The 21,554-nt window shown below is 71.8% G+C and carries 18 protein-coding genes; 6 read left to right on the plus strand and 12 right to left on the minus strand.

Annotation, left to right across the window (positions count from 1 at the left end; all coding sequences use genetic code 11):
• Positions 1–17: 17 nt before the first annotated feature.
• On the minus strand, positions 18–941 hold the full coding sequence (locus tag E1288_RS11880) for an ABC transporter substrate-binding protein (RefSeq protein ID WP_165968079.1): 924 nt from the start codon (positions 939–941) through the stop codon (positions 18–20).
• A 184-nt stretch (positions 942–1,125) separates the two neighbouring features.
• Entirely contained in the window at positions 1,126–1,371 is a 246-nt protein-coding gene (locus tag E1288_RS11885; RefSeq protein WP_132484280.1) for a hypothetical protein, read from the minus strand.
• Positions 1,372–1,526: 155 nt separating this feature from the next.
• On the opposite strand from E1288_RS11885, the gene E1288_RS48730 reads away from it, so the two are divergent.
• A complete protein-coding gene (locus E1288_RS48730) occupies positions 1,527–2,000 on the plus strand; it encodes a glycosyltransferase family protein (protein ID WP_235883498.1) in 474 nt (157 codons plus the stop codon).
• Entirely contained in the window at positions 1,961–3,028 is a 1,068-nt protein-coding gene (locus E1288_RS11890; protein ID WP_235883499.1) for a glycosyltransferase family 39 protein, read from the plus strand. Before E1288_RS48730 ends, E1288_RS11890 begins: the two co-directional genes overlap by 40 nt.
• A gap of 3 nt (positions 3,029–3,031) precedes the next feature.
• Here E1288_RS11890 and E1288_RS11895 read toward each other — a convergent pair whose 3' ends face one another.
• The 4 genes from E1288_RS11895 to E1288_RS11910 all read right to left on the minus strand — a co-directional run bounded on the left by E1288_RS11895 (position 3,032) and on the right by E1288_RS11910 (position 8,855).
• On the minus strand, positions 3,032–4,375 hold the full coding sequence (locus E1288_RS11895) for a PrsW family intramembrane metalloprotease (protein ID WP_132484282.1): 1,344 nt from the start codon (positions 4,373–4,375) through the stop codon (positions 3,032–3,034).
• Between the two features lie 148 nt (positions 4,376–4,523).
• Positions 4,524–5,948 (minus strand): amidase, encoded by a 1,425-nt coding sequence (locus E1288_RS11900; RefSeq protein WP_132484284.1) that lies wholly within the window; start codon positions 5,946–5,948, stop codon positions 4,524–4,526.
• Between the two features lie 115 nt (positions 5,949–6,063).
• On the minus strand, positions 6,064–7,557 hold the full coding sequence (locus E1288_RS11905) for a CoA-acylating methylmalonate-semialdehyde dehydrogenase (RefSeq protein WP_132484286.1): 1,494 nt from the start codon (positions 7,555–7,557) through the stop codon (positions 6,064–6,066).
• Positions 7,554–8,855 (minus strand): aspartate aminotransferase family protein, encoded by a 1,302-nt coding sequence (locus E1288_RS11910; RefSeq protein ID WP_132484288.1) that lies wholly within the window; start codon positions 8,853–8,855, stop codon positions 7,554–7,556. The genes E1288_RS11905 and E1288_RS11910 overlap by 4 nt, the downstream gene beginning before the upstream one ends.
• A 154-nt stretch (positions 8,856–9,009) precedes the next feature.
• Between E1288_RS11910 and E1288_RS11915 the strand changes: the two genes are divergently transcribed.
• Entirely contained in the window at positions 9,010–10,632 is a 1,623-nt protein-coding gene (locus E1288_RS11915) for a PucR family transcriptional regulator (protein WP_132484290.1), read from the plus strand.
• Positions 10,633–10,637: 5 nt separating this feature from the next.
• Here the strand turns inward: E1288_RS11915 and E1288_RS11920 are convergent, their stop codons facing one another.
• Entirely contained in the window at positions 10,638–11,243 is a 606-nt protein-coding gene (locus E1288_RS11920; protein ID WP_132484292.1) for a TetR/AcrR family transcriptional regulator, read from the minus strand.
• 153 nt (positions 11,244–11,396) lie between these two features.
• Between E1288_RS11920 and E1288_RS11925 the strand changes: the two genes are divergently transcribed.
• Complete coding sequence (locus E1288_RS11925; protein ID WP_132484294.1) at positions 11,397–12,962, plus strand: MFS transporter; 1,566 nt, start codon at positions 11,397–11,399, stop codon at positions 12,960–12,962.
• A 759-nt stretch (positions 12,963–13,721) separates the two neighbouring features.
• Here E1288_RS11925 and E1288_RS11935 read toward each other — a convergent pair.
• The 5 genes from E1288_RS11935 to egtA all read right to left on the minus strand — a co-directional run bounded on the left by E1288_RS11935 (position 13,722) and on the right by egtA (position 18,505).
• On the minus strand, positions 13,722–14,063 hold the full coding sequence (locus tag E1288_RS11935; RefSeq protein WP_132484296.1) for a hypothetical protein: 342 nt from the start codon (positions 14,061–14,063) through the stop codon (positions 13,722–13,724).
• Between the two features lie 120 nt (positions 14,064–14,183).
• Positions 14,184–15,155, minus strand: coding sequence for an L-histidine N(alpha)-methyltransferase (gene egtD / locus E1288_RS11940; RefSeq protein WP_132484298.1), 972 nt, complete (start codon positions 15,153–15,155; stop codon positions 14,184–14,186).
• Complete coding sequence (gene egtC / locus E1288_RS11945; protein ID WP_132484300.1) at positions 15,152–15,913, minus strand: ergothioneine biosynthesis protein EgtC; 762 nt, start codon at positions 15,911–15,913, stop codon at positions 15,152–15,154. The genes egtD and egtC overlap by 4 nt, the downstream gene beginning before the upstream one ends.
• Positions 15,914–15,916: 3 nt before the next feature.
• Positions 15,917–17,254, minus strand: coding sequence for an ergothioneine biosynthesis protein EgtB (gene egtB, locus E1288_RS11950; RefSeq protein ID WP_132484302.1), 1,338 nt, complete (start codon positions 17,252–17,254; stop codon positions 15,917–15,919).
• A gap of 18 nt (positions 17,255–17,272) precedes the next feature.
• Positions 17,273–18,505 (minus strand): ergothioneine biosynthesis glutamate--cysteine ligase EgtA, encoded by a 1,233-nt coding sequence (gene egtA / locus E1288_RS11955; RefSeq protein WP_132484304.1) that lies wholly within the window; start codon positions 18,503–18,505, stop codon positions 17,273–17,275.
• Between the two features lie 267 nt (positions 18,506–18,772).
• On the opposite strand from egtA, the gene E1288_RS11960 reads away from it, so the two are divergent.
• Positions 18,773–19,366 carry a TetR/AcrR family transcriptional regulator gene (locus tag E1288_RS11960; protein WP_132484306.1) on the plus strand — a complete coding sequence of 198 codons (594 nt, stop codon included), beginning with the start codon at positions 18,773–18,775 and terminating at the stop codon, positions 19,364–19,366.
• A gap of 97 nt (positions 19,367–19,463) precedes the next feature.
• Complete coding sequence (locus tag E1288_RS11965) at positions 19,464–21,551, plus strand: FUSC family protein (protein WP_132484308.1); 2,088 nt, start codon at positions 19,464–19,466, stop codon at positions 21,549–21,551.
• Positions 21,552–21,554: the final 3 nt, after the last annotated feature.

Consider the following 21,554-nt stretch of genomic DNA (forward strand, 5'->3'; position numbering starts at 1 on the left):
GGGGTTCTCCTCGCTGGTCAGGAAGCCGGGGTTTCCACGACGGGGTCGACGATCGCGTTGGCGTCCATCCCCCAGCGGTGGAAGATGCGCCGGTAGCCGCCGTTCTCCATCAGCGTGCGCAGCGCGGCCTGCACCGCCGGGGTGAGGTCGGAGTCCTTGGGCAGCCCGATGGTGATCGCGCTGACGTTCAGCTCGCCGATCAGCTCGAACGAGTCCGGCGCCTGCGTCTGGGCGTAGGCCAGCACCGGCGTGTCAGCGAACACCGCGTCGACCCGGCCGCTGTCCAACTGCAGCAGCGCATCGTTCTGGCTGGGCAGGATGACCGGCTCGATCGGGTCGGTGCCCTTGCAAGTCCGCTCGCTGAGCTCGGGCAGCCGCTGGGACTCCTGGATCGAGCCCTGCTGCACGGCGACCTTGAAGCCGCACAGCCGCTCGGTGGACAGGCCCAGCGGATTGCGGGTCTTGACCGCCAGTCCACTGCCCCAGGAGCCGTAGCGGACCATGTCGAGCGTCTCCAGGCGCTTGGCCGTGGGCGACATGCTGGAGATCGTGAAGTCGTAGCGCTTCGCCTGCAGCCCCGGGATGATCCCGTCCAGCGGCACGTTGTGCAGCGTCACGGGGAGGCCGAACAGGCGTCCCATCGCCCGCGCCAGGTCGGGGTTCAGCCCGACGATCGTCGTGTTGTCCTCGGCGTAGAACTTGGTCGGCGCGCTGGAGACGTTCATGACCACGTTGAGCGTCCCGGCCTCGCGGATCCGCGCCGGCAGCAACGCGGCGACAGCCGGATCGGCGGCGAGACCGTCGAACGTCTCGTACTTGGGCCCGTCCGCGGTGCCCGTGACGTTCTCGTGGGGGTTCGTGCAGCCGACGGCGGTCAGCGACACCACCAGCGCGCCGACGACGAGCAGCCGCAGTCGGCGGGCGGCGGGCAGTGAGGGCATGCGCACTCCAGATGGCTGCATCGGCGAAGATCCCGGCCGGCGGGTGCGGCTCGGCCCGGCGGGAGTGGAACGTATATTGAATCCAACTCCGGTTTGGCCGCAAGACCTCCAGCGCGAGTCATCGCGCCTGCGGGCGACAGGAAGACTTGCGCTCGAACCTAGATTTCCTTTGTGGACGGTTGCGTCAGTACTCGTGCATGTACCGGTCGAACGCGGCGTTGGCCGCCGCCCACTCGTGGGTGATCAGCTCGGTCGGCACGTCCGGCCGCGGCTCGGCGTCCACGGTGACGACGAACCCCGGCTCGGAGACCCGGCGGCGCAGCTGCACCAGGCACCCGCCCGCCGAGCGGCCGAACCGCTCCCCGTTGTCCTTGGACTCGACCTGGCCCGGCTGCAGGGCGGACAGGTCGTCGTTCGAGTTTTCCGCCATGCGCACGTTTGTAGCCCAATCCGGCAATCCTGGCACGCCGTTGCCTGCCCGTTCGAACAGGCGTGCCCGCGCCGCGCGCGGGAACCCGAGATCGGCACCACGGCCCGCTACCACAACTAAACTGCGTCGCGAAACGCGCGAGGTCAGGGGGGCAGATGAGCGCGAGTTCCAGCACCGCCGCCGCGGAGACCACCGACCGCATCCCCCGCGCCCTCCCGCCGTTCGCCCGCTCCGCGGTGCCGGTCGTCGCCGCGGCGACCCTCGCGCTCCTGCTCGCCCTGACGACCCGCTACGACTACGTCACCGACGAGCTCTACTTCCTGGCTGCCGGGAAGTTCTACCCCGACTGGGGGTACATGGACCAGCAGCCGCTGGTCCCGCTCCTCGCCGCGTTCCTGGACCGGACGTTCCCCGGCTCCCTGTTCGCCTTCCGGCTGCTCCCGGCCGTCGCCACGGCGCTCGGCGCGATCGTCGCGGCGTTCATGGCACGGGAGCTGGGCGGGAGCAGGCGAGCCCAGGTTCTCGCCGCGGCGGCGTATCCGCTCTCTCCGTGGATCCTGCTCAACGGCCACTGGCTCACGCGTCCACAATGGATCTGCTCCAGTGGACGACCATCCTCTGGTCGCTGACCCGCTGGGCGAGGCTCCTGCACGGCGGCGTCGACCGCGATCGGCTGCTGCTCGGCGTCGGCCTGATCACCGCCCTGGCGGTGCAGACGAAGTTCCAGGTGCTCGTGCTGATCGTGGCACTGCTGGTGAGCATCGCGATCACCGGCCCGAGATCCCTCTTCGCCCGGCCGGCGCTGTGGCTCGCCGCCGCGATCCCGCTGGTCACGGCGATCCCGACGCTGTGGTGGCAGGCCCGCCACGGCTGGCCCGCCCTGGCTATGGGCACCGCGGTGAACAGCGAGAACGACCGGCTGCTCATGGTGCCGACTGCGCTGTTCTACGCGGGCCTGCTGGTGGGCGCCGCGTGCTGCTGCTACGGCGCCCTCCGGCTCCTGCGGGCCCCGGAGCTGCTGCCGTTCCGGTTCCTCGGCTGGGCCGCGATCGCGGTGTTCCTGTTCTTCCTTGCCGCCGGCGGCCGGCCGAACTACGTCGCGGGCCTGTTCGGGCTGCTGTTCGCCGCGGCGGCCACCGGCTTGCAGCGCCGCACGGGAAAGCTGCTGTGGCCCGCCTACCTGCTCTCGGCGGTCCTGCCGCTGTCGCTGCTGCCGGTCTACCCGCTGGGCTTCCTGGCCCGCCATCCCGAGCTACCGAGCTACGTCCGCCTCTACGAGACTGGCTGGCCCGAACTCACCGAAGCGGTGGCCCGCGCTTACCGAGCGCTCCCGGCCGAGCAGCAGCGCCGCACGGCGATCGTCGCCGAGAACTACTACCTGGCGGGGGCGCTCGACGTCTTCGGCCGGAAAGCGGGCCTGCCCCGCGCCTACAGCCCGCACCGCGGCTACTGGTTCTTCGGCGCACCGCCGGAAACCACCGACTCCGTGCTCTACGTCGGGAGCAGGAATCCGCTTTCCGTCCACTTCGGACGATCGCGGGAACTCGGCGAGGTCGAGACGGGCCTGGTGAACGTGGCGCAGGGCAACACGATCACGCTCTACCAGGACCCGTTGCAGCCGTGGCCCGCGCTGTGGCCGCGAATCCGCACGATCTGACGCTCACCTCGGGCCCCAGGGACCGCCGGGCCGCGGGCCGTTCGGCCCCGGCGGCTGCGGCGGACGCCCCGGCGGCCGGTGCCCGCCGGGCGGCTGCGGGCCACGGGCGGCCGGTGGGCGCGGCTGGTAGGCCGGCAGCCGGCCCGCCGCGAGCTGCGCGGGCGGGGCGAAGAAGCCCGACCGCTCCTGGCGGGCCCACGGCGGCGGAGGCGCCTGCGGCAGCCGCCGGAAGAAAGCGTCCCGCGCAGCCCGCATCAATCCCAAGATCGCCTCCCGCCTGGCGAAGAACTTCTCCGGCGGGATCGTCTCCTTCTCGGCGTGCGCGTGCAAGAGTGCGAGTTCGGTGGCCGCCAGCTGGTAGTCGCCCATCGCCCGCGCCCCGGTCGCGCCCGCCTGCGCGCGCGCCCAGTGCCGCGCCTGCCGGCGACCGGCGAGGCTGCCGAGCATCTGCACGTCGCGCGGCTGCACCAGGCCGCTCGGGATGTAGGCGGGCAGGTACTTGCGGATCAGGTGCACCAGTCGCTTGCGGTCCAGCACCACGATCACGACGAGCGCGATCAGCACCAGGAACTGCACCAGGTACGCCACCACCATGCCCGGGAAGCCGGCGATCGTCAGGCTGCCGTTCCACAGCGCGTGCAGGAAGACCGCCCCGCACCAACCGCCGACCACGGCGAAGAACCGGCCCACGCCCCGGTGCGTCGCGGCGTAGGCGACGCCTAGTCCGGTCATCGCGGTGTACATCGGGTGCCCCAGCGGCGCGATCACGCCGCGGATCAGCACCGTCACCCAGATCTCGCCGGTCTCGGCGCCCAAGCCCTGCATGTAGTAGAGGACGTTCTCGACCAGCGCGAAGCCCAGCCCGCACATCCCGGCGTAGACGATCCCGTCGGTCGGCCCGTCGATCTCGTGCCGCCGCACCCACAGCAGGTACAGCAGCAGCGCACCCTTGAAGCTCTCCTCGACCACCGGCGCGACGATCGACACCGTGACCACCGAGGCGGCCTCCGCACCCAGCGCCGGAGCCATCAGGATCTCGCTGCCGGTGTTCACGACCAGCGCGCCGATGATGGCCACTCCGGCGCCCCAGCCGAACGCCAGCCACAGGTTGAGCTGCGGCTCCGGCTCCAGCCGGTCGATGAGCAGGATCAGGCCGATGAGCACGACGGCGGTCGGCAGCGCCAGCGCGGTGCCGATCACCACGTTCACCGGCCCGCCCTGCAGCAGGTAGAAGGCCAGCGCCAGCAGCAGGCAGAACCCGGACACGACCAGGCCGATGATCAGCGGTATCGGCGCGCGGTTGGTGCTGCGGCCTTCCAGGACGGACCGAGGACTGAGTGCGGGCATGCCCGCGAGCGTAGGAGATGCCCCGAGCCCCCGTCCCGGGTACCGCGATCTCGCCGGAGATCACCGGTCTCCGATCGTCCCGGACGGGGCGCCCTCGACTCGTTCCGACCGCTCCGCCCGGCACATCCTCCCAGCGATCGGCGTCGCGCTAGAGCGCCGGACGGTGGCTTTCCGTGTACGCCCACGGCCGGACCCGCTCCAGTTCCTTGCCCAGCCGGAACACCGTGGCGTCGTCGTAGGTGTGGCCGACGATCTGCACACCGGTGGGCACGCCGTTGTCGCCGTGGCCACTGGGCACCGCGAGCACGGGGCACCGGTTGTTGATGTTGAACGGGGTCGTCAGCGTCGCGTCGGAGAACCGGGCGAAGCGGTGACCGTCCACTTCGAACTCGCCGATCAGGTCGTCCCCGGCCGGCAGCGCCGGAATCGCCGCGGTCGGGCACAGCAGGGCGTCGAAACCGGACATCGCCTCGGCCAGCTCGCGCTGCATGCGGGTCTCGATCCGCAGCCCCTCGAGGAAGCCGCCCCGGTCCGCGGCCTTCGCCGCCCAGCCCAGGAACGCCGCGGTGTAGGGCGCGACGAGGTCGCGCCGGTCGCCGACGACGTCCTGGACCAGCGCCCCGAAGATGGTGCCGAAGTGCTTGCCGGTGGCCCGGCCGATCTCCGCGCGGGTCCAGGGCAGTTCGATCTCCTCCACGACCACACCGGCCTGCGCCAGCGCGTCGGCGGCCGCGCGGGTGTTGCGCTCGACGTCCGGCTTGACGTCGTAGTCACCGAGGCGCACGCACAGCGCCACCCGCATCCCGGCGGCCGGTTCGTACTCGGTGGGCAGCGCGATGCGGGGCCGCAACGACGTGTGGTCGCGCGGGTCGGGGCCGATCAGCGTGTTGGCGAACAGGATCGTGTCGTCGACGGTGCGGGCCAGCGGGCCGTCGCCGCGGTAGAAGTCCATCGACAGCGGCGGAGTGCCGGGAATCCGGCCGTAGGGGGCCTTGAACCCGACGATTCCGGTGAAGGCGGCGGGAATCCGGGTGGAGCCGCCGATGTCGGACGCCGTGGCCAGCAGCGCCGTGCCGGCGGCTAGCGCGGCGGCGGACCCGCCGGAGGAGCCGCCGGGCGTGTAGTCCGGGTTCCACGGGTTGCGGGTGATACCCCACATCGGCGTGTGGGTGAACGGGGAGATGCTGAACTCCGGCGTGGTGGTGCGGGCGTGGATGATGCCGCCCGCATCCAGGACGCGGTCGATGACCGGGGCGTTCTCGGCGGCCACTCCGCCCTCGCTGATCAAGGATCCCTCGGTCAGCGACCGTCCCGCGATGGCGTGCTTCTCCTTGGCGGCGACCGGGATTCCCTCCAGCGGCCGGGGCGCGGGCCCCTTGCCCAGGTACCGGGCCTCGGCCTGCGCGGCGGCCGCCAGGGCCTCGTCGAAGAGCCGCTCGGTGAAGGCGTTCACCTTGGGCTCGACCTGCTCGGTGCGCTCGATCAGCGCCTCCAGCAGCTCCACCGGTGATAACGCGCGCTTGGCGAACAGCGCGCGCGCTTCGGTCGCACTGAGATAGATCAGCTCCGACATGCCACTCCTTTATTCAGCTGTTGCACCGTTGTCGCGCAGGTGTCGTGAGTGGCCGTGGCCGCCGGGGCGACCATTGCCACGCACGACACCTGCGGGGAGGGCGCGCGGCCCGACCTCAGCTGTTCTGCGGAAACCCGAGGTTGACGCCGCCGTGGGACGGGTCCGGCCACCGCGTGGTGACCACCTTCGTGCGGGTGTAGAACTGGATGCCGTCCGGGCCGTAGGCGTGCGCGTCGCCGAACAGCGAGTCCTTCCAGCCGCCGAACGAGTAGTACGACACCGGCACCGGGATCGGCACGTTCACGCCGATCATGCCGACCTCGACCTCCTCGCAGAACTGCCGCGCGGCGCCGCCGTTCTCGGTGAACACCGCCGTGCCGTTGCCGTACGGGTTGTTGTTGAGCACCTCGATCGCCGAGTCGTAGCCGGGCACCCGCAGCACCGACAGGACGGGGCCGAAGATCTCGTCGGTGTAGATCGACATGTCGGTGCCCACGCGGTCGAACAGCGTCGGCCCCAGCCAGAACCCGTCGTCCCCGCCGTCGACCCGCACGCCGCGCCCGTCCACCACCAGGTCCGCGCCCGCTTCGATGCCGGCGTCCACATAGGACGTCACACGGTCCCGGTGGGCGGCGGTGACCAGCGGGCCCATGTCGCAGCCGCGGCGCCCGTCGCCGACGCTGAGCTTGGCCATCCGTTCCGCGATCTTGGCGACGAGCTCGTCGCCGACCGGGTCGACGGCGACGACCGCGGAGATCGCCATGCACCGCTCCCCCGCCGAGCCGAACCCGGCCGACACCGCGGCGTCCGCGGCCAGGTCGAGGTCGGCGTCGGGCAGCACCACCATGTGGTTCTTCGCCCCGCCGAGGGCCTGCACCCGCTTGCCGTTGCCGGTGCCGGTCTCGTAGACGTAGCGCGCCACCGGCGTGGAGCCGACGAACGACACCGCCTTCACCACCGGGTGCGCCAGCAGCGCGTCGACCGCGACCTTGTCGCCGTGCACCACGTTGAACACGCCGTCGGGCAGCCCGGCCTCCTGCCACAGCCCTGCGATGAAGTTCGCCGCCGACGGGTCCTTCTCGCTGGGCTTGAGCACCACGGCGTTGCCGCAGGCGATGGCGCCCGGCACGAACCACAGCGGCACCATGGCCGGGAAGTTGAACGGCGAGATCACCCCGACGACGCCCACCGGCTGCCGCACCGAGTGCACGTCCACGCTCGTCGAGGCGTTCTCCGAGAAGCCGCCCTTGAGCAGGTTGGGGATGCCGCAGGCGTACTCGACGTTCTCCAGGCCGCGCTGCACCTCGCCGGCGGCATCGGAGACGACCTTGCCGTGCTCGGCGGTGATGATCTCGGCCAGCTCGCCCTTGCGCTGGTTGAGCAGCTCGCGGAAGGCGAACAGCACGTTGGACCGCTTCGCCAGCGACGCGCGCCGCCAGCTCTTGAGCGCCTCGGCGGCCGCCGTGACCGCGGCGTCCACATCGGACTCCGCTGCGAACGCGACCCGCTTGGTCACCTGCCCGGTGGCGGGGTCGAAGACCTCCCCGCTGCGCTGCGGGGCCGCGTCGGCGGGCTTGCCCGCGATCCAGTGCCTGATCAGTTCTGTCATGCGTGGAGCTCCTGCTCGGCCAGCGAGATTGTTTCGGTGAGGATCTGCAGCGCCTGCGCCGCTTCCTCCTCGGTCAGCGTCATCGGCGGCGCCAGGCGCAGGACGTTCCCGTGCAGCCCGCCCTTGCCTACCAACATTCCGCGCCGCTTCGCCAGTTCCATCACCCGCGTGGCCGACGCGGCGGCGGGCGTGCGGGTGCCGGGTTCGACGAGCTCGACGCCGATCATCAGGCCCTTGCCTCGCACGTCGCCGATCAGCGGGCACCGCTGGGCGTGCGCCCGCAGGCCGTCGAGGAGCCGGGTGCCGAGTTTCGCGGCGTTGCCCTGCAGGTCGTGGTCGAGCAGGTAGGCCAGGGCGGCCCCGGCGCCGGCGGTGGAGATCGGGTTGCCGCCGAAGGTGGAGATCGAGTTGGCGGTCAGGCAGTCCATCAGCTCCGCCTCGGCGACCACCCCGCCGATGGCCAGCCCGTTGCCCAGGCCCTTGGCGAAGGTCATCGCCGCGGGCACCACGCCGTGCGCCTGGATGCCCCAGAAGTGCTCGCCAGTGCGGCCCCAGCCGGTCTGCACCTCGTCGGAGATCAGCAGGATCCCGTACTCCTCCAGGACCTCGGCGAAGGCGCCGAACAGCCCGTCCGGTGGAGTGGCGAAGCCGCCGACGCCCTGGATCGGCTCGGCGATCATGCAGGCCACGTCGCCTGCGGTGGTGGTCTCGATGACCTCGCGCAGGTCGTCGACGCAGGCGGCGATGTAGTCGGCGTCGGAGAGGTCCCGGAACGGGCTGCGGTAGCGGTAGCCGCCGTGCACGTAGCTGACCTTCACCGGCGACAGCGAGCTGGCCGACCAGCCGCGGTTGCCGGTCACGCCGAGGGTGCCGAAGGCCCGCCCGTGGTAGGAGTTGCGCAGCGCGAGGACCTGGTTGCTGCGCCGGTACTCGGTTGCCAGCATGAGCGCGGTCTCGTTCGCCTCGGTGCCGGAGCCGGTGAAGAACACCTTGGGGTTGGTCATCCCGGACAGCTCGCCGATCCGCTCGGCCAGCTCCACCTGCTGCCGGATCAGGTAGAGCGTCGAGGTATGCAGGATGCCGGTGTCGACCTGGCGGCGGATCGCGTCGCTGATCTCGGCGACGTCGTAGCCGATGGCGTTGGTCAGGATCCCGGCGAAGAAGTCCAGGTAGGTGTTGCCGTCGGCGTCGGTGACGTGCCGTCCCTCGCCCGCGACGATCTCGATGGGCTCGTCGTAGTAGAGCGCCAGCCAGCCGGGCATGGCGGCGCGGTGCCTGGCCAGCAAGGATTCCGTCATCAGCGTCCTCTTCCCTCCAGGGATGGCCGGTTCCTCCGCGGCGGTCGTGCGTGCCGCTGCGGCCAGTCTGGTCGGCCGCGGCGGCCGCTTCCACGGACAACCTGTACTAATATGGCGCCGCAGGCATTACGGTTTGTACACCATGGATGCCGCGATGAAACCGACCTCGCCGGATGTGCTGGCGCTGCCGACCGTGTCCGAGGTGCTGGAGCTGCCGGTCCTGCGGCGCGGCAAGCCTCGGGTGGTGGCCGGCGCCTCCGGCCTGGACGGGCGGGTGCGCTGGGTGCACGTCGCGGAGATCGCCGACATCGCCCCGCTGCTCAGCGGCGGCGAGCTGGTACTGACCACCGGCATCGCGCTCCCCGAGGAGCCCGCGCAGCTGGTGCGCTACGTCGACGAGCTCGCCGCGGTCGGGGCGTGCGGGCTGGTGGTGGAGCTGGTGCGCCGGTGGCGCGACCGGGTGCCGACGGCGCTGGTGGACGCGGCGCACCGGCACGACCTGCCGCTGGTGACGCTGTCGGAGGAAACGAAGTTCGTGGCCGTCACCGAGGCGGTGATCGCCCGGATCCGCGACGCCCAGCTGGCCGAGCTGCGCGCGACGCACGCCATCCACGAGACGTTCACCGCGCTGACCATCTCGGGCGCCGAACCCGCGTCGGTGCTGCGGGAAGCGGCGCGGATCGCCGGCCGCCCGGTGGTGCTCGAGACGCTCGCCCACCAGGTGCTGGCCTACGACTCGGCCGGTCAGGACCCGGTGGCGCTGCTGGCGGAGTGGGCGGAGCGGTCCCGCTCGGTGGTGCAGTCCGGCCGCACCTCCTACGACCCGGACCAGCGGTGGCTGACCACCGTGGTCGGGGCTCGCGGTGACGACTGGGGGCGGCTGGTGATGCTGGGGCCGGAGCCGCCGCACCGGCACGTCGTGGTCGCCGAGCGGGCGGCGTCGGCGCTGGCGGTGAACCGGCTGGCGACCCGCGACCGGGAGAGCCTGGAGCGCCAGACGCACCGCACGCTGATCACCGAACTGCTCGCGGGCAACGCCGATACCGCCGATCTGGCGGCCCGGTCCGCGGGCGTCGGCGTGCCGCTGGACGGTCCGCTGGTGGGCATCGCGGTCCGCCCGCACACCACGACGACGGTCGCCCCGGCGCTGGAAACCCAGCAGGCGCTGCGGGATCTCGCCGAGGCGACGGCACTCGCCGCGCGCAAGGCGAAGCTGCCGGTGCTGGTGGGCGTCGTCGACGACGTCACCGTCCAAGCCCTGGTATCGCTGCGAACGCCCGAAGCCGACGCCGTGCTGACCCGCTTGGCGGCGGAGGTCCGCCGGTCCGCGGGCACGCATTCGCTGCAGGTGGTGGTGGCGGTCGGGAGCGTCGTCGGCTCGATCGCCGGGGCGCGCCGGACGCTGACCGAGGCCGCGCAGGTCGCGGAGGCGGCGCTGCACATCGACGACGGCGGCCGCGAGTTCCACCGCCTGGACGACGTGCGGCTGCGCGGGCTTTTGCACCTGCTGCGCGGCGACGAACGGCTGATCGCGTTCGCGGAACGGGAGCTCGGGCCGATCATGTCCAGCGAACGGCTGCTGGACGCATTGCGATCGCTGTGCCGCCACGGCGGGAACAAGTCCGCGGCAGCGGCGGCGGCGCACCTCTCCCGAACCGCCTACTACGCGCAGCTGGCGCGCATCGAGCAGCTGCTGGGCGTATCGCTGAGCGCGCCGGAATCCCTGGTGTCACTGCACGTCGCACTCCTGGCGCGGGATCTGCACAGCGGATCGTGAACCCCTCAGGGCCGGGGGCTCAGGGTTCGACGGGTCAGGTCCTGGGTCTGCTTCGTCAGGTCCGCGACGTCGATCTCGGCCCCGGTGGCGATCAGTTCGTCGAGGAGGCCGTCCACGCCGTGGTAGACGATCCGGAACGCCGTGGGCGCGTCCGGCGCGAAGGTGCCGTCGGGCACGCCGTCGGCGACGAAGTCGCCGATGCGGTCGATCACCCGGCGGTTGATGTCCTTGCACAGCTCCAGGGCCTTGGCGTTGGCCGAACCGTAGACCGTGCGGTGCAGTTCGGCGTTGCGCACCGCGTGGTCCAGCAGTGCCGCCCACAGCTCGTCCAATGTGGACCACCTCGACCCGTCGCCGGCGAGCACCCGGTCGGCGATCTCCAGGATGCCTTCGACGTAGCGCTCCCAGACGGCGGCGAGCAGGTGTTCCTTCGACTCGAAGTAGAGGTAGATGGTGCCCTGGGCGATCCCGCCCGCCCGGGCGACCTCCGCCATCGTCGCCCGCGCGAAACCCGTGGTCGAGAAGACCTCGGTCCCGGCTTGCAGGATCGCTTCGCGCCGGTCCTCCGGACTCATCGTCACCCGGCGGCGTGCCGGTGTTCGTGCGGACATCTCGGCGACCTTCCTGCTGTGCGGCGGGCGCCAGCATAGCACTCGACTGAACGGCGCTCACTGAGCCGCGCTCATTGACTGACTGAGCGTCATTCAGTTAGCGTTCGCGGCGGCGCGCTCGCGCCCTCCGATCACTCCGCGAGGTTCTCCCGAATGCCGAATTCCCCTGTCCCCGAACGTCATCCACGACTGCTGCTGGCGCTGATCAGCAGCGGCGTCTTCCTGGTCCAGCTCGACGCGACGATCGTCGCCATCGCCCTGCCGGACGTGCAGGCGCACCTCGGCGTCGGCGTCGGCGATCTGCAGTGGATCGTCGCCGGCTACACGCTCATGCTCGCCGGACTGCTGCTCACCGCGGGCACCCTCGGCGACCGCTTCGGCCACCGGCGGCTGTTCCTCGGCGGACTCGTCGCGTTCACCGCCGCCTCCGCGCTCTGCGCGCTCGCGCCGACCTTCGAGGCCTTGCTGGCGGCACGCATCCTGCAGGGCGGCGCGGGCTCCGTGCTCATCCCGGTGTCGTTGGCGCTGATCAGCACGGTGTTCCCGGATCCACGAGCACGCGCGAAGGCCATCGGCACCTGGGCCGGCATCGGCGGGCTGGCGCTCGCCGCCGGGCCGCTGCTCGGCGGCGTGCTGGTCGGAGCCTTCGGCTGGCCGAGCATCTTCTGGGTGAACATCCCGGTCGGCGTCGCCGCCGCGCTCGCCCTCCGACGCCTGCTCCCGAACCACCGTCCACAAGGGACCCGTTCGCTGGATCCGCTGGGACAGCTGCTCTTCGCCGCGTCGATCGCCGCGCTCACCTACGCACTGATCGAAGGCGGACGCGACTGGACGGCCACGCCAGTCGTGGCCGCGCTAGTGGTCGCCACGGCCGGGCTGGTCGTCTTCGTGCGCTGGGAGCTGCGGCACCCCGACCCGATGGTGCCGATCCGGCTGTTCCGCAGCCCGGTGGTGCTGGTCGCCGGGGCCGTCAACCTGTTCGGCCTGCTCGGCCTCTACGGCGGCATCTTCCTGCTGACGCTCTACCTGCAGCAGGTGAACCGGCTCAGCGCGGCGGCGGCCGGACTGCGGTTCCTGGCGCTGAACCTGGCGATCATGATCTTCTCCTACCTGGCCAGCGTGCTGGCCGCGAAGCTCGGGCCGCGACCGCCGATCGTCGCCGGTTCGACGCTGACCGCCATCGGCCTGCTGGCCCTCACCGGGCTCGGCGTCGGCACCGGCTACGAGCAGTACTGGTGGGCGCTCGCGCTGCTCGGCGCCGGGGTCTCGCTGGTCGGCGCGCCCGCCACCGTTGCGTTGCTGAGCGCGGTTCCGCCCGAGCAAGCCGGTGCCGCGTCGGGAATTTCCAATACCTTCCGGCAGCTGGGCAGCGTTTTCGGCGTCGCGGTCTGCGGCACGCTGCTCGTCTCGCACCTGCGGGCGGAACTGCCAACGCGGCTGCCGGCGCTCCCGGCGGCCGCGATCGACCCGCTGTCCAGCGGAGATCTGTCGATCATCGACCGGCTCCCGATCGACCTCCGGCAACCGGCCTTCGACGTCAGCGCACGGCTGCTCGTCGAAGGGCTGCACCTGGGCGCCCTGGTCGCCGCCGCCTGCGCGCTGCTCGCCGGAGTGACCGCCCTGCTGTTCCTGCCCCGAAGCGGCGCGATCCGGCCGCTTTCCCAGTCCCAGCCACAAGTTCGTGCCCGCCGGGGAAGGACGCCGCGGCGCCGGGTGTAGCCTTGGGCCGCTGGCCGCGCACTGACGGCACCTCCCCCCAGTGGCTGTCGGTGCGCGGCCGGCCCAGAGCCCGATTCACCGCCTCTGCAGCGAAAAACGGCCTTCGCCGTTCCCCGCACCGCGATCGCACCCCGCGAAACGAAGTACCCGCGGTGCCAGCGGCTCCCTAACCCATCATGGCGGTCCATCGAAGGCCCGATGTCCACTGAAATTGCGGAAGGCCGGGGCCGGACGCCTGCACCTGACGGGAGCCCCGCCGTCGGGCTCACCCGATTTGACCACCGTGCGTGCACGGTGACCCCGGTTCGCCCGCCGTTCGGGTGATGGGTCGATCATTGCCGCAGGAGGACGTTGAGCCGAACGGGTCAATGCCCGCCACCGGACGTCACGCGTCCCCCGCGCGCCAGTCCCGTCCGCGGAGGTGGGGAAGATGTTTCGACCGAACCACTGGCAACCTGCCGAGCAGCAGCGGCACGCGACCCGCACCGTGGTGGTGCGCTTCGCCTTCGGGATCGTCAGCGAAGGCCAGCCGCCAAGCACACCTCGCCGTCGCCCCCGAGGCCGGCGCCCCGGAGCGCTGGCTCACGCACTGCGGCGTGGAGATCCCCGCGAACGTCGCCGAGGTGTCCGCGCAACCGGCCGGCATGCCGTGCATGGGCTGCCTCAGCGCCCCCGGCGGCCCGGCGAGACCACGACTCGGCTCCGGATAGCAGAACCGCACCCGCCCGGAGGCCGGGCGGGTGCGGTCGAATGCGACGATCAGCGCGAGAAGGTCACGGAACGCACCGCGACGTCGCGCGGGGCCTGCTGCCCCGGCTGCAGGACGTAGTAGTACACGTCGCTGGAGCAGTTCGAGTCCAGGAAGACGATCGCCGTTGCGTCGGTGTTGTTGCGCACCCCGTAGGCCGGGGCTTCCGGGTTCGGCAGTTCGAGCCGGTGGCAGAGCCGCCCGGCCGGGTCGAGGAGCGCGCGCTGGTGGTACGCGTTGGTCCCCTCGACCCAGTAGCTGAATTCGCCGTCCGCCGCGAGCGCAGAACCGGGCAGCGACAGCAGCAGACCGGCCGCACCGAGTGCGGCGGCAACAGTTGCGCGTAGACGCATCGAAACCGTCCCTTTCTGGGAAATTCGGACGCTGACACCGCAATACTCGTGATCCCGCCCGCGCGCGCCACCGCGATCACCCGCCGGTGGGGTGGTCACCGCCCAATTCACCGATCGGCTCTACCTCGCCACGGCCAGCGACAGCGCGAAGTCCTCGGCGTCGTCCAGCCACCAGTGGCGCAGCTCGAATCCGGCCACCCCCAGCTCGTCGCGGACCCGGCCGTGCCGGAACTTCGCCGAGATCTCGGTGCGGATCTCCTCTCCCTCGGCGAAGTCCACGCCCAGGCCGAGCTCCGGCAGCCGGACGTGCATCGGCCGGCCGGCCCGCAGCCGCATCTCGATCCACTCCTGCTCGGCGTTCCACAGGGCCACGTGCCGGAACCGCTCGGGCGCGAAGTCGGCGCCGAGCTCCCGGTTGAGCACCCGAAGCACGTTGCGGTTGAACTCCGCGGTCACGCCCTGCGCGTCGCCGTAGGCGCGCACCAGCCGCCCGGGATCCTTCACCAGGTCGGTGCCCAGCAGCAGCCACTCGCCCGGCCGCAGCGCCGCGCGCACCGCGGCGAAGAAACCCGCGCGCTCGGCCGGCAGCAGGTTCCCGATCGTGCCGCCGAGGAACGCGACCAGTCGGCCCGCCCCCGCGTCCAGCGCGGACAGACCGCTGGTGAAGTCGTCGACGACGCCGCGCACCCGGAGTTCCGGGTAGTCCAGCGCGATGGACTCCACGGCGGCGCGCAGCGCCGATCCGGACACGTCCAGCGGCACGAACCGCTCCAGGGTCTCGGTCTTGCGCAGCGCTTCCAGCAGCAGCCTGGTCTTCTCCGACGACCCGGACCCGAGCTCGACCAGGGTGGCCGCGCCGGTGATCTCGGCGATCTCCAGCGCGCGCCGCTGCAGGATCTGCTGCTCGGCGCGGGTCTGGTAGTACTCCGGCAGGGTCGTGATCCGCTCGAAGAGCTCGCTGCCCGCAGCGTCGTAGAACCACTTGGGAGACAACCACTTCGGGCTGTCCGTCAGCCCCTCGCGGGCGTCGGTGCGCAGCGCCCGGGCCGCGTCTTCCTCGGTGAATCGGACGAGAAGTTCCGGCTCGCTCATCGCTCCCCCATCGACAACTCCGACAACGACGTCACCCGCGCATCCGTGGTGTCCGCGACGAGCAGGCACCGGTCCGGGACCTCCACCCACCCGGCTTCCGGGCCGAACGGCTCCGACGCCACCGCCACCGACGCCTCCGCCCGGCGCACCCACAGCGCGTGCGTCCAGGTGGTGGCGATCAGCCGGGCGCCGTCGGAGAGCAGCAGGTTCAGCCGCGAATCCGGTGCGGCGGCGACGACCTCGCACACCAGCTCCCGCACCGCCCGGTCCGGCTCCTCTCCGTTGGCCAGCCGCTGCCGCAGCAGCGCCCACAGCAGCGCCGAGTCGGTGGCCGCCTCCAGCGTCAGCAGGTCCACGACCTCTAGCCGGGCGGCGAGCTTCGCCAGCGAATCCGGCCAGCCGGTGACCCGGCCGTTGTGGCTGAACAGCCAGGTGTCATCGGTGAACGGCGCGCACGCGCCCGGCGTCACCGGCATGCCGGCGGTCGCCGAGCGGACCGCCGCGACCACCGCGCCACTGCGCACGTCCGCGGCCGTCTGCCGGAACGATTCGTCCGTCCACATCGGAACGGCGGCCCGGTAGCGGGCCACCCCGCCATCCGGCCGGTACCAGCCGACGCCGAAGCCGTCGGCGTTGATCGTGCCGCCGCCGCGCATGTCGTTGGGCGCCCACGTCTGCTCCAGCAGCGAATGGACCGGTTCGAGCAGCAATTCCGCCAGCGTCATGGCTGGCCCCAGGTATCCCACGTGCCGGCACATCGGTCAGTCGCGCTCCCCTCTTCGGGGCGTCCGGGCGCACCGGAAGCCGGCGAAGATCTGCCGCCGGATCGGGTAGTCCCAGTTCCGGAAGGTGCCGCGGCACGCGGCGGCGTCGGTGCCGAACGAGCCGCCGCGCAGCACCTTGTAGTCGGGCCCGAAGAACACCTCGGAGTACTCGCGGTACGGGAACGCCGAGAACCCCGGGTACGGCGAGAAATCGGTCGCCGTCCACTCCCAGACGTCGCCGATGAGCTGCCGCGCGCCGCACGGCGCCGCCCCGTCCGGATACGCTCCGGCGGGCGCCGGTTGCAGGTGCCGCTGCCCCAGGTTGGCTTGCTCGGGACGCGGGTCGGCATCGCCCCACGGGTACCGCCGGGACCGGCCGCTCGCGGGGTCGAACCGCGCGGCCTTCTCCCATTCGGCCTCGGTGGGCAACCGCTTGCCCGCCCACGCCGCGTACGCCTCGGCCTCGTGGAAGCTGACGTGCACCACCGGCTCCTCCGGCGGCACCGGCTCGACGTGACCGAACCGGCGGCGCAGCCACCGGTCGCCCTCCAGCCACCAGAACCGCGGCGCCCGCAGGCCGGCCCGCTGCCGGTGCGCCCAGCCCGCGTCGCTCCACCAGCGCGGGTCGTCGTAGCCGCCGGCGTCGATGAACGCCAGGTAGGCGCCGTTGGTGACCGGCGTGCTGTCCAGGTAGAAGTCGTCGACGTGGACCTGGTGCGCCGGTCGCTCGTTGTCCAGCGCCCAGGGTTCCGCGGAGGTGCCCATGGTGAACGGCCCGCCGGGCACGAACACCTCGGGCGACAGAACGTCCACATCGGACGGTGGTGGCTCGGCCGCGAGGACCGGTGGCCCGTCCCGCAGCTGGTGGGTGGCCAGCATCGTCTCGTCGTGCTGCTGCTCGTGCTGCACGATCATGCCGAAGGCGAACGCCTGCTGGACCAGCCGCCGCCCCTCCAGCGGGACGCGGTCGACCAGGTCGAAGACCTTCGAGCGCACCGTTGCGACGTACTCACGTGCCTCGGCCGGCCCCAGCAGCGGCAGTTGCGGGCGGTCGACCCTGGCGTGCTGGAACGCGTCGTAGAGGTCGTCGATCTCCGGGCGGATCGCCGGCGCGCCGCCGACGTCGCGCACCAGCCACAACTCCTCCTGGCTGCCGACGTGCGCCAGGTCCCAGACCAGCGGCGACATCAGCGGCGAATGCTGCTTCACGAGGTCCTCGTCGTCGACCGAATCGGTCAGCTCGGCGCTGCGCTGCCGGGTGCGCGCGAGTTCCGCGGCCACGTGCGCGCGCAGGTCGCCGATCCCCAGATCCACCAGGTCTTGCGTGCTTTCCACCGGTCACCTCCGGTTTCGTCAGCGGTCGGCGGGCGCGGCGAGCCGCCGCGCCACGAAGTCGGCCAGCCGCCCGGCCAGTCCGGCCGGGCTGTCCGGCTCCTCCTCCAGGTGCCGGCACGCCAGCTCGAACACGTCGCGGGCGCTGCGCGCCAACGCCGGGTCCAGCAGCCCGTGCCGCGCGGCGTGCACCCACCGGCCCACCGCCGGGGACGTCATCGCCAGCACCTTGTCCACAGTGGATTCGTCGCGGAACAGCGCGATCAGCGCGCCCGCGGGCAGCATCCAGTCCTGGCCGGGCTGCGCGTCGAGGTAGCGGACCTCGAAGTAGCCGCGCGGCCGGACCGGCGGGAACACCGTGGACAGGTGGTAGTCGAGGTCGTCGCGGGTGGGCGGGTGCGGCAGCGCGCCGTGGATCCACTCCGCGAAGCTGATGCCGCTGGGCGCCGTCCAGTCCCCGTCGTCGCGGCGCAGGCACACGATCGCGGTGTCGAGCACCCGCTTGGCCCAGCTGGCCGCCGGGTCGACGGTGATCGGGCCGGGCCGGGTGCGCGGCGGATCGGTGCGCAGCAGCGCGCGGGTGCGGGTGGACACCCAGCCGGTGCGTTCGCCGAAGAGCATCGGCGAATTCGCGAACGTCGCCATCATCACCGGCCCCAGCGCGTGCAGCGCCGCCCAGCGGGCGGCCACCCGGTCCGGTTCGCCGGCGTCGAGGCAGACCTGCACGCCGGCGGTGCTGCACATCATCAACCGGCCGTCCAGGCCGATGCGGTCGAAGGCGGTTTCCATCGCGGCGTAGCGCGGCACCTGCAGGATCCGGCTCGGGTACCGCCACGGGTCGGTGCCCTGCTCGCCGAGCACCAGGCCGGCGGCGCGCAGCCGGCGCTCGACGTACTCGGCGTCGGTGGCGACGACGCTGAACAGCGATCGCATGGACGTGGTGGGAAGACTGGAGATCTCGACCTGGCCGCCGGGCTCGACGGTGAGCACCGAGCCGTTGGGCAATTCGCGGTGCGGGCTGTCCGGGACCAGGGAGCGCGGGGCGTGCGGGCCGAGCGCGGCGATCAGCGTCGCGGCGTCGAGCGTCCGGCCCGGGTCGTCGGAGTGGTGCACGGTCCATTCGAGTTCGATGCCCAGCAGTCGCGGTGGACCGTGCTTGAAGCACACCGACGCGACGTAGGCCTCGGCCTCGGCCCTGGTGCGGACCCGGGAGGCCGGGAAGTCGGCGGCGGCGGGGTCGGTCGTAGTGGGCAAATTGATCACCCCCTGTAATTGGCCGGTTACCGACGCTACCGCTCCCCCCTGACGCCCGCGACCCTTGTTCTTGATCCGGAGAACTGGTACTAGCGAAACGGGAAACCCGTTCCCCAACCCGCTTTCCCGGATCTCGACCGCCACGCGGGTAACGGTTGCGCCGGTCCCGGCGACCATATGGTCGGAGGTCGCCCATCGGTTGGGACATGCGCAGCAAAACGTACGTACGGATTGCAATGTGGCGGCCGCACCTGGGACGATCAGAACATGCCTCGGGTCAGCCAAGACCACCTCGACGCCCGGCGCCGTCAGATCCTCGACGGCTCCCGGTCGTGCTTCGCGCGCTTCGGCTACGAAGGCGCCACCGTGCGGCGGCTGGAAGAAGCGACCGGCCTTTCCCGGGGCGCGATCTTCCACCACTTCAAGGACAAGGAGTCACTGTTCCTCGCGCTGGCCGAGGACGACGCGACCCGGATGGCCGACGTGGTGGCCGAGCAGGGCCTGGTGCAGGTGATGCGCGACCTGCTCGCCGAGCCCGCCGGCGGCACCGGCAGCGCGCCCGGCGCGGACTGGCTGGGCACCCGGCTGGAGGTGTCGCGCCGGCTGCGCACGGACGAGGAGTTCCGGGCGCGCTGGGCGCAGCGCTCCGAGCAGCTGACCGCCGCCACCCGCGCCCGGCTGAAGTGGCAGCGCGACGCCGGCAACCTCCGCGACGACGTCGACGTCGACGTGCTGACCGCCTACCTGGAGCTGGTGCTGGAGGGACTCGTGTCCCACCTCGCGATGGGTCTGCCCGCGGAACACCTCCCCGCGGTGCTGGACCTCGTCGAGGAGAGCGTCCGCCGCCACCGCGGTAGCTGACCCGCGCGGCCCGTCCGGGTAATCTCGCTACCGCGAACGGCCGAGCCCGAGCAGGACCATCCGGGTTCGGCGCACACCCCGAAGGAGCGCGCGGCGCATGTGGAGCGAGTGGTGGAACCGCTTCCTCGCCTCGGACCCGGCGCTGCGCCGCCTGCGCACCGCGGCCCGGGTGACGCTGTCGGTCGCACTCTCGCTCGTGGTGGTGCTGCCGCTGCTGGTGTGGTGGGGACAGCCGCTGCCGCTGGCCATGCTGGCCGCGGTGGTGGCGATCAACTCCTCGCTCGGCATCAACGACCCGGACCGGCGGCAGCAGAAGATCACCAACCTGCTGATGCCGCTGCCCGCGGTGCTCGCGCTGCTGCTGTCGATCCTCACCTCGCCGTGGCCGCTGCCGCACAGCCTGCTGTTCCTGGTGGTGATCTTCACCGCCACCTACATCCGCCGGTTCGGGCCGCGCTTCTTCCCGCTGGGGATGGTCGCGTTCATGGGCTACTTCTTCGCGATGTTCCTGCGTCCCCAGCTGCCGCAGCTGCCCGCACTGATCGCGGCGGCGGTGGTCGGGGCGCTGGCCGCGTTCGCGATGCGGTTCCTCGTGCTGCGGGACGATCCCGAAGGCGTGCTCGAACGCGGCCGCCACACGCTGCGCGCCCAGGTGCACGGGCTCCTGCACGCGGTGCGCGACGTCGCCGAGCACCCGGATTCGACGCAGCGGCGACGCGAACTGCACAACCGCTCGGTGCGGCTCAACGAGACCTCGCTGATGCTGGAGAACACCGTCGGCCAGCTAGACGACCTCGACGAGACCGGCCGCGAGCTGCTCCGGCAGCGCATCCTCGACGTCGAACTCGCGGCCGAGAACCTGCTCACCCCACTGATGCGGCTCGTCGACCACCCCAGCGGCGGCGCCACCGTGCCGCACGCGATCACCGCGCTGCTCGCGGTGCTCAACACCGAGCCGCGGGAGGTCCGGGAGGCCACGCGGCTGGTCGCCGAGGGGATCGAGCAGCAGGGCTCGGTGGAGATCGCGATGGCGGTGCGGCGGCTCGGCGCCGGGCTCGCGGAGCTGGCCGACGCGACCGGCGAGCTCGGCGGCGAACGCCGGGAAGAGGTGCCGCCGGAACCGGTCGGCGAGCCGGAGCCGGCCGAGGACGACGAGACCGGGTTGCGGCGGCCAGAGCTGCGGATGGCGATCCAGGTGACCTGCGCGACCGCGCTGGCGATCATGCTGGGCCAGCTGGTCTCGCCGAACCGGTGGTACTGGGCGGTGATCACCGCGTTCGTCGTGTTCATCAGCACCAACAGCCGCGGCGAGCTGCTGGTGCGGGCGTGGCAGCGCACCGCGGGCACCATGCTCGGCGTGGTCGCGGGCATCCTGGTCGCCGCGCAGATCTCCGGCAACACCCCAGCCGAGATCGCCATGATCCTGACCTGCGTGTTCCTGGGCTTCTACTTCGCCGGCTACTCGTACGCGGTGATGACGTTCTTCATCACCGCCTTGCTCGGCGCGCTCTACGGAATGCTCGGCACCTTCGACGAGGCCGTCCTGGAGACGCGGCTGTGGGAGACCGCGGTCGGCGCGGCGGCGGGCGTGCTGGCGGCGGTGTTCGTGCTGCCCACCCGCACGCGCTTCCTGGTGCGCACCAACATCCAGGACTTCCTGCTGACGCTGCGGGACTTCCTGCGCGGCACCGGCACCGAGATCAGCGAGCACGGCACGGTCGCCGGCCTGCAGGAGTCGATGCGCGACCTCGACGACGGGCTGCAGCGGGTGATCACCAGCGCGAAGCCGCTGACCAGCTACCGGCTGCGCTCCCGGCGCAGCCAGGCCCAGCGGCCGGTGGCGATGCTCAGCGGCTGCGCGTACTACGTGCGCAACCTGGCGGTCGCCCTGTCCTCCACTGTGGACATGGTCGACGAGGACACCCGCAACCGGCTGGCCGAGCTGCTGTGGGCGCTGGCCGACGCGGTGGAGTCGCTGACCGACGAGGCCCAGGTCAGCTTCGAGGCGGCGATCGCCTCGGCGCACAGCACGGCCGACGCGCTGCACGACATCGCCGAATCGCTGACCGACGGCCCGACCTCCCTGCACCGCACCATCCGCTGGCTGGACCGCACGACCCAGGTCGTCGAAGACCTGGCCCGCGAACTCCCCGCGGCCACGCCCGAAAAGCAACTCGCCGCCTGAGCC

This window comes from Saccharopolyspora elongata (assembly GCF_004348985.1).
GTDB lineage: Bacteria > Actinomycetota > Actinomycetes > Mycobacteriales > Pseudonocardiaceae > Saccharopolyspora > Saccharopolyspora elongata.

Excerpts from the sequence above, each read along its gene's own strand:
- E1288_RS11905 (WP_132484286.1), bottom strand. The coding sequence starts at position 7,557 with ATGACAGAACTGATCAGGCACTGGATCGCGGGCAAGCCCGCCGACGCG.
- egtC (WP_132484300.1), bottom strand. The coding sequence starts at position 15,913 with ATGTGCCGGCACGTGGGATACCTGGGGCCAGCCATGACGCTGGCGGAA.
- E1288_RS11895 (WP_132484282.1), bottom strand. The coding sequence starts at position 4,375 with ATGCCCGCACTCAGTCCTCGGTCCGTCCTGGAAGGCCGCAGCACCAAC.
- E1288_RS11890 (WP_235883499.1), top strand. The coding sequence starts at position 1,961 with ATGGATCTGCTCCAGTGGACGACCATCCTCTGGTCGCTGACCCGCTGG.
- egtD (WP_132484298.1), bottom strand. The coding sequence starts at position 15,155 with ATGAGCGAGCCGGAACTTCTCGTCCGATTCACCGAGGAAGACGCGGCC.
- E1288_RS11900 (WP_132484284.1), bottom strand. The coding sequence starts at position 5,948 with ATGTCGGAGCTGATCTATCTCAGTGCGACCGAAGCGCGCGCGCTGTTC.
- E1288_RS11915 (WP_132484290.1), top strand. The coding sequence starts at position 9,010 with ATGAAACCGACCTCGCCGGATGTGCTGGCGCTGCCGACCGTGTCCGAG.
- E1288_RS11965 (WP_132484308.1), top strand. The coding sequence starts at position 19,464 with ATGTGGAGCGAGTGGTGGAACCGCTTCCTCGCCTCGGACCCGGCGCTG.
- E1288_RS11925 (WP_132484294.1), top strand. The coding sequence starts at position 11,397 with ATGCCGAATTCCCCTGTCCCCGAACGTCATCCACGACTGCTGCTGGCG.
- E1288_RS11880 (WP_165968079.1), bottom strand. The coding sequence starts at position 941 with ATGCCCTCACTGCCCGCCGCCCGCCGACTGCGGCTGCTCGTCGTCGGC.
- E1288_RS11885 (WP_132484280.1), bottom strand. The coding sequence starts at position 1,371 with ATGGCGGAAAACTCGAACGACGACCTGTCCGCCCTGCAGCCGGGCCAG.
- E1288_RS11910 (WP_132484288.1), bottom strand. The coding sequence starts at position 8,855 with ATGACGGAATCCTTGCTGGCCAGGCACCGCGCCGCCATGCCCGGCTGG.
- E1288_RS11960 (WP_132484306.1), top strand. The coding sequence starts at position 18,773 with ATGCCTCGGGTCAGCCAAGACCACCTCGACGCCCGGCGCCGTCAGATC.
- E1288_RS48730 (WP_235883498.1), top strand. The coding sequence starts at position 1,527 with ATGAGCGCGAGTTCCAGCACCGCCGCCGCGGAGACCACCGACCGCATC.
- E1288_RS11920 (WP_132484292.1), bottom strand. The coding sequence starts at position 11,243 with ATGTCCGCACGAACACCGGCACGCCGCCGGGTGACGATGAGTCCGGAG.
- E1288_RS11935 (WP_132484296.1), bottom strand. The coding sequence starts at position 14,063 with ATGCGTCTACGCGCAACTGTTGCCGCCGCACTCGGTGCGGCCGGTCTG.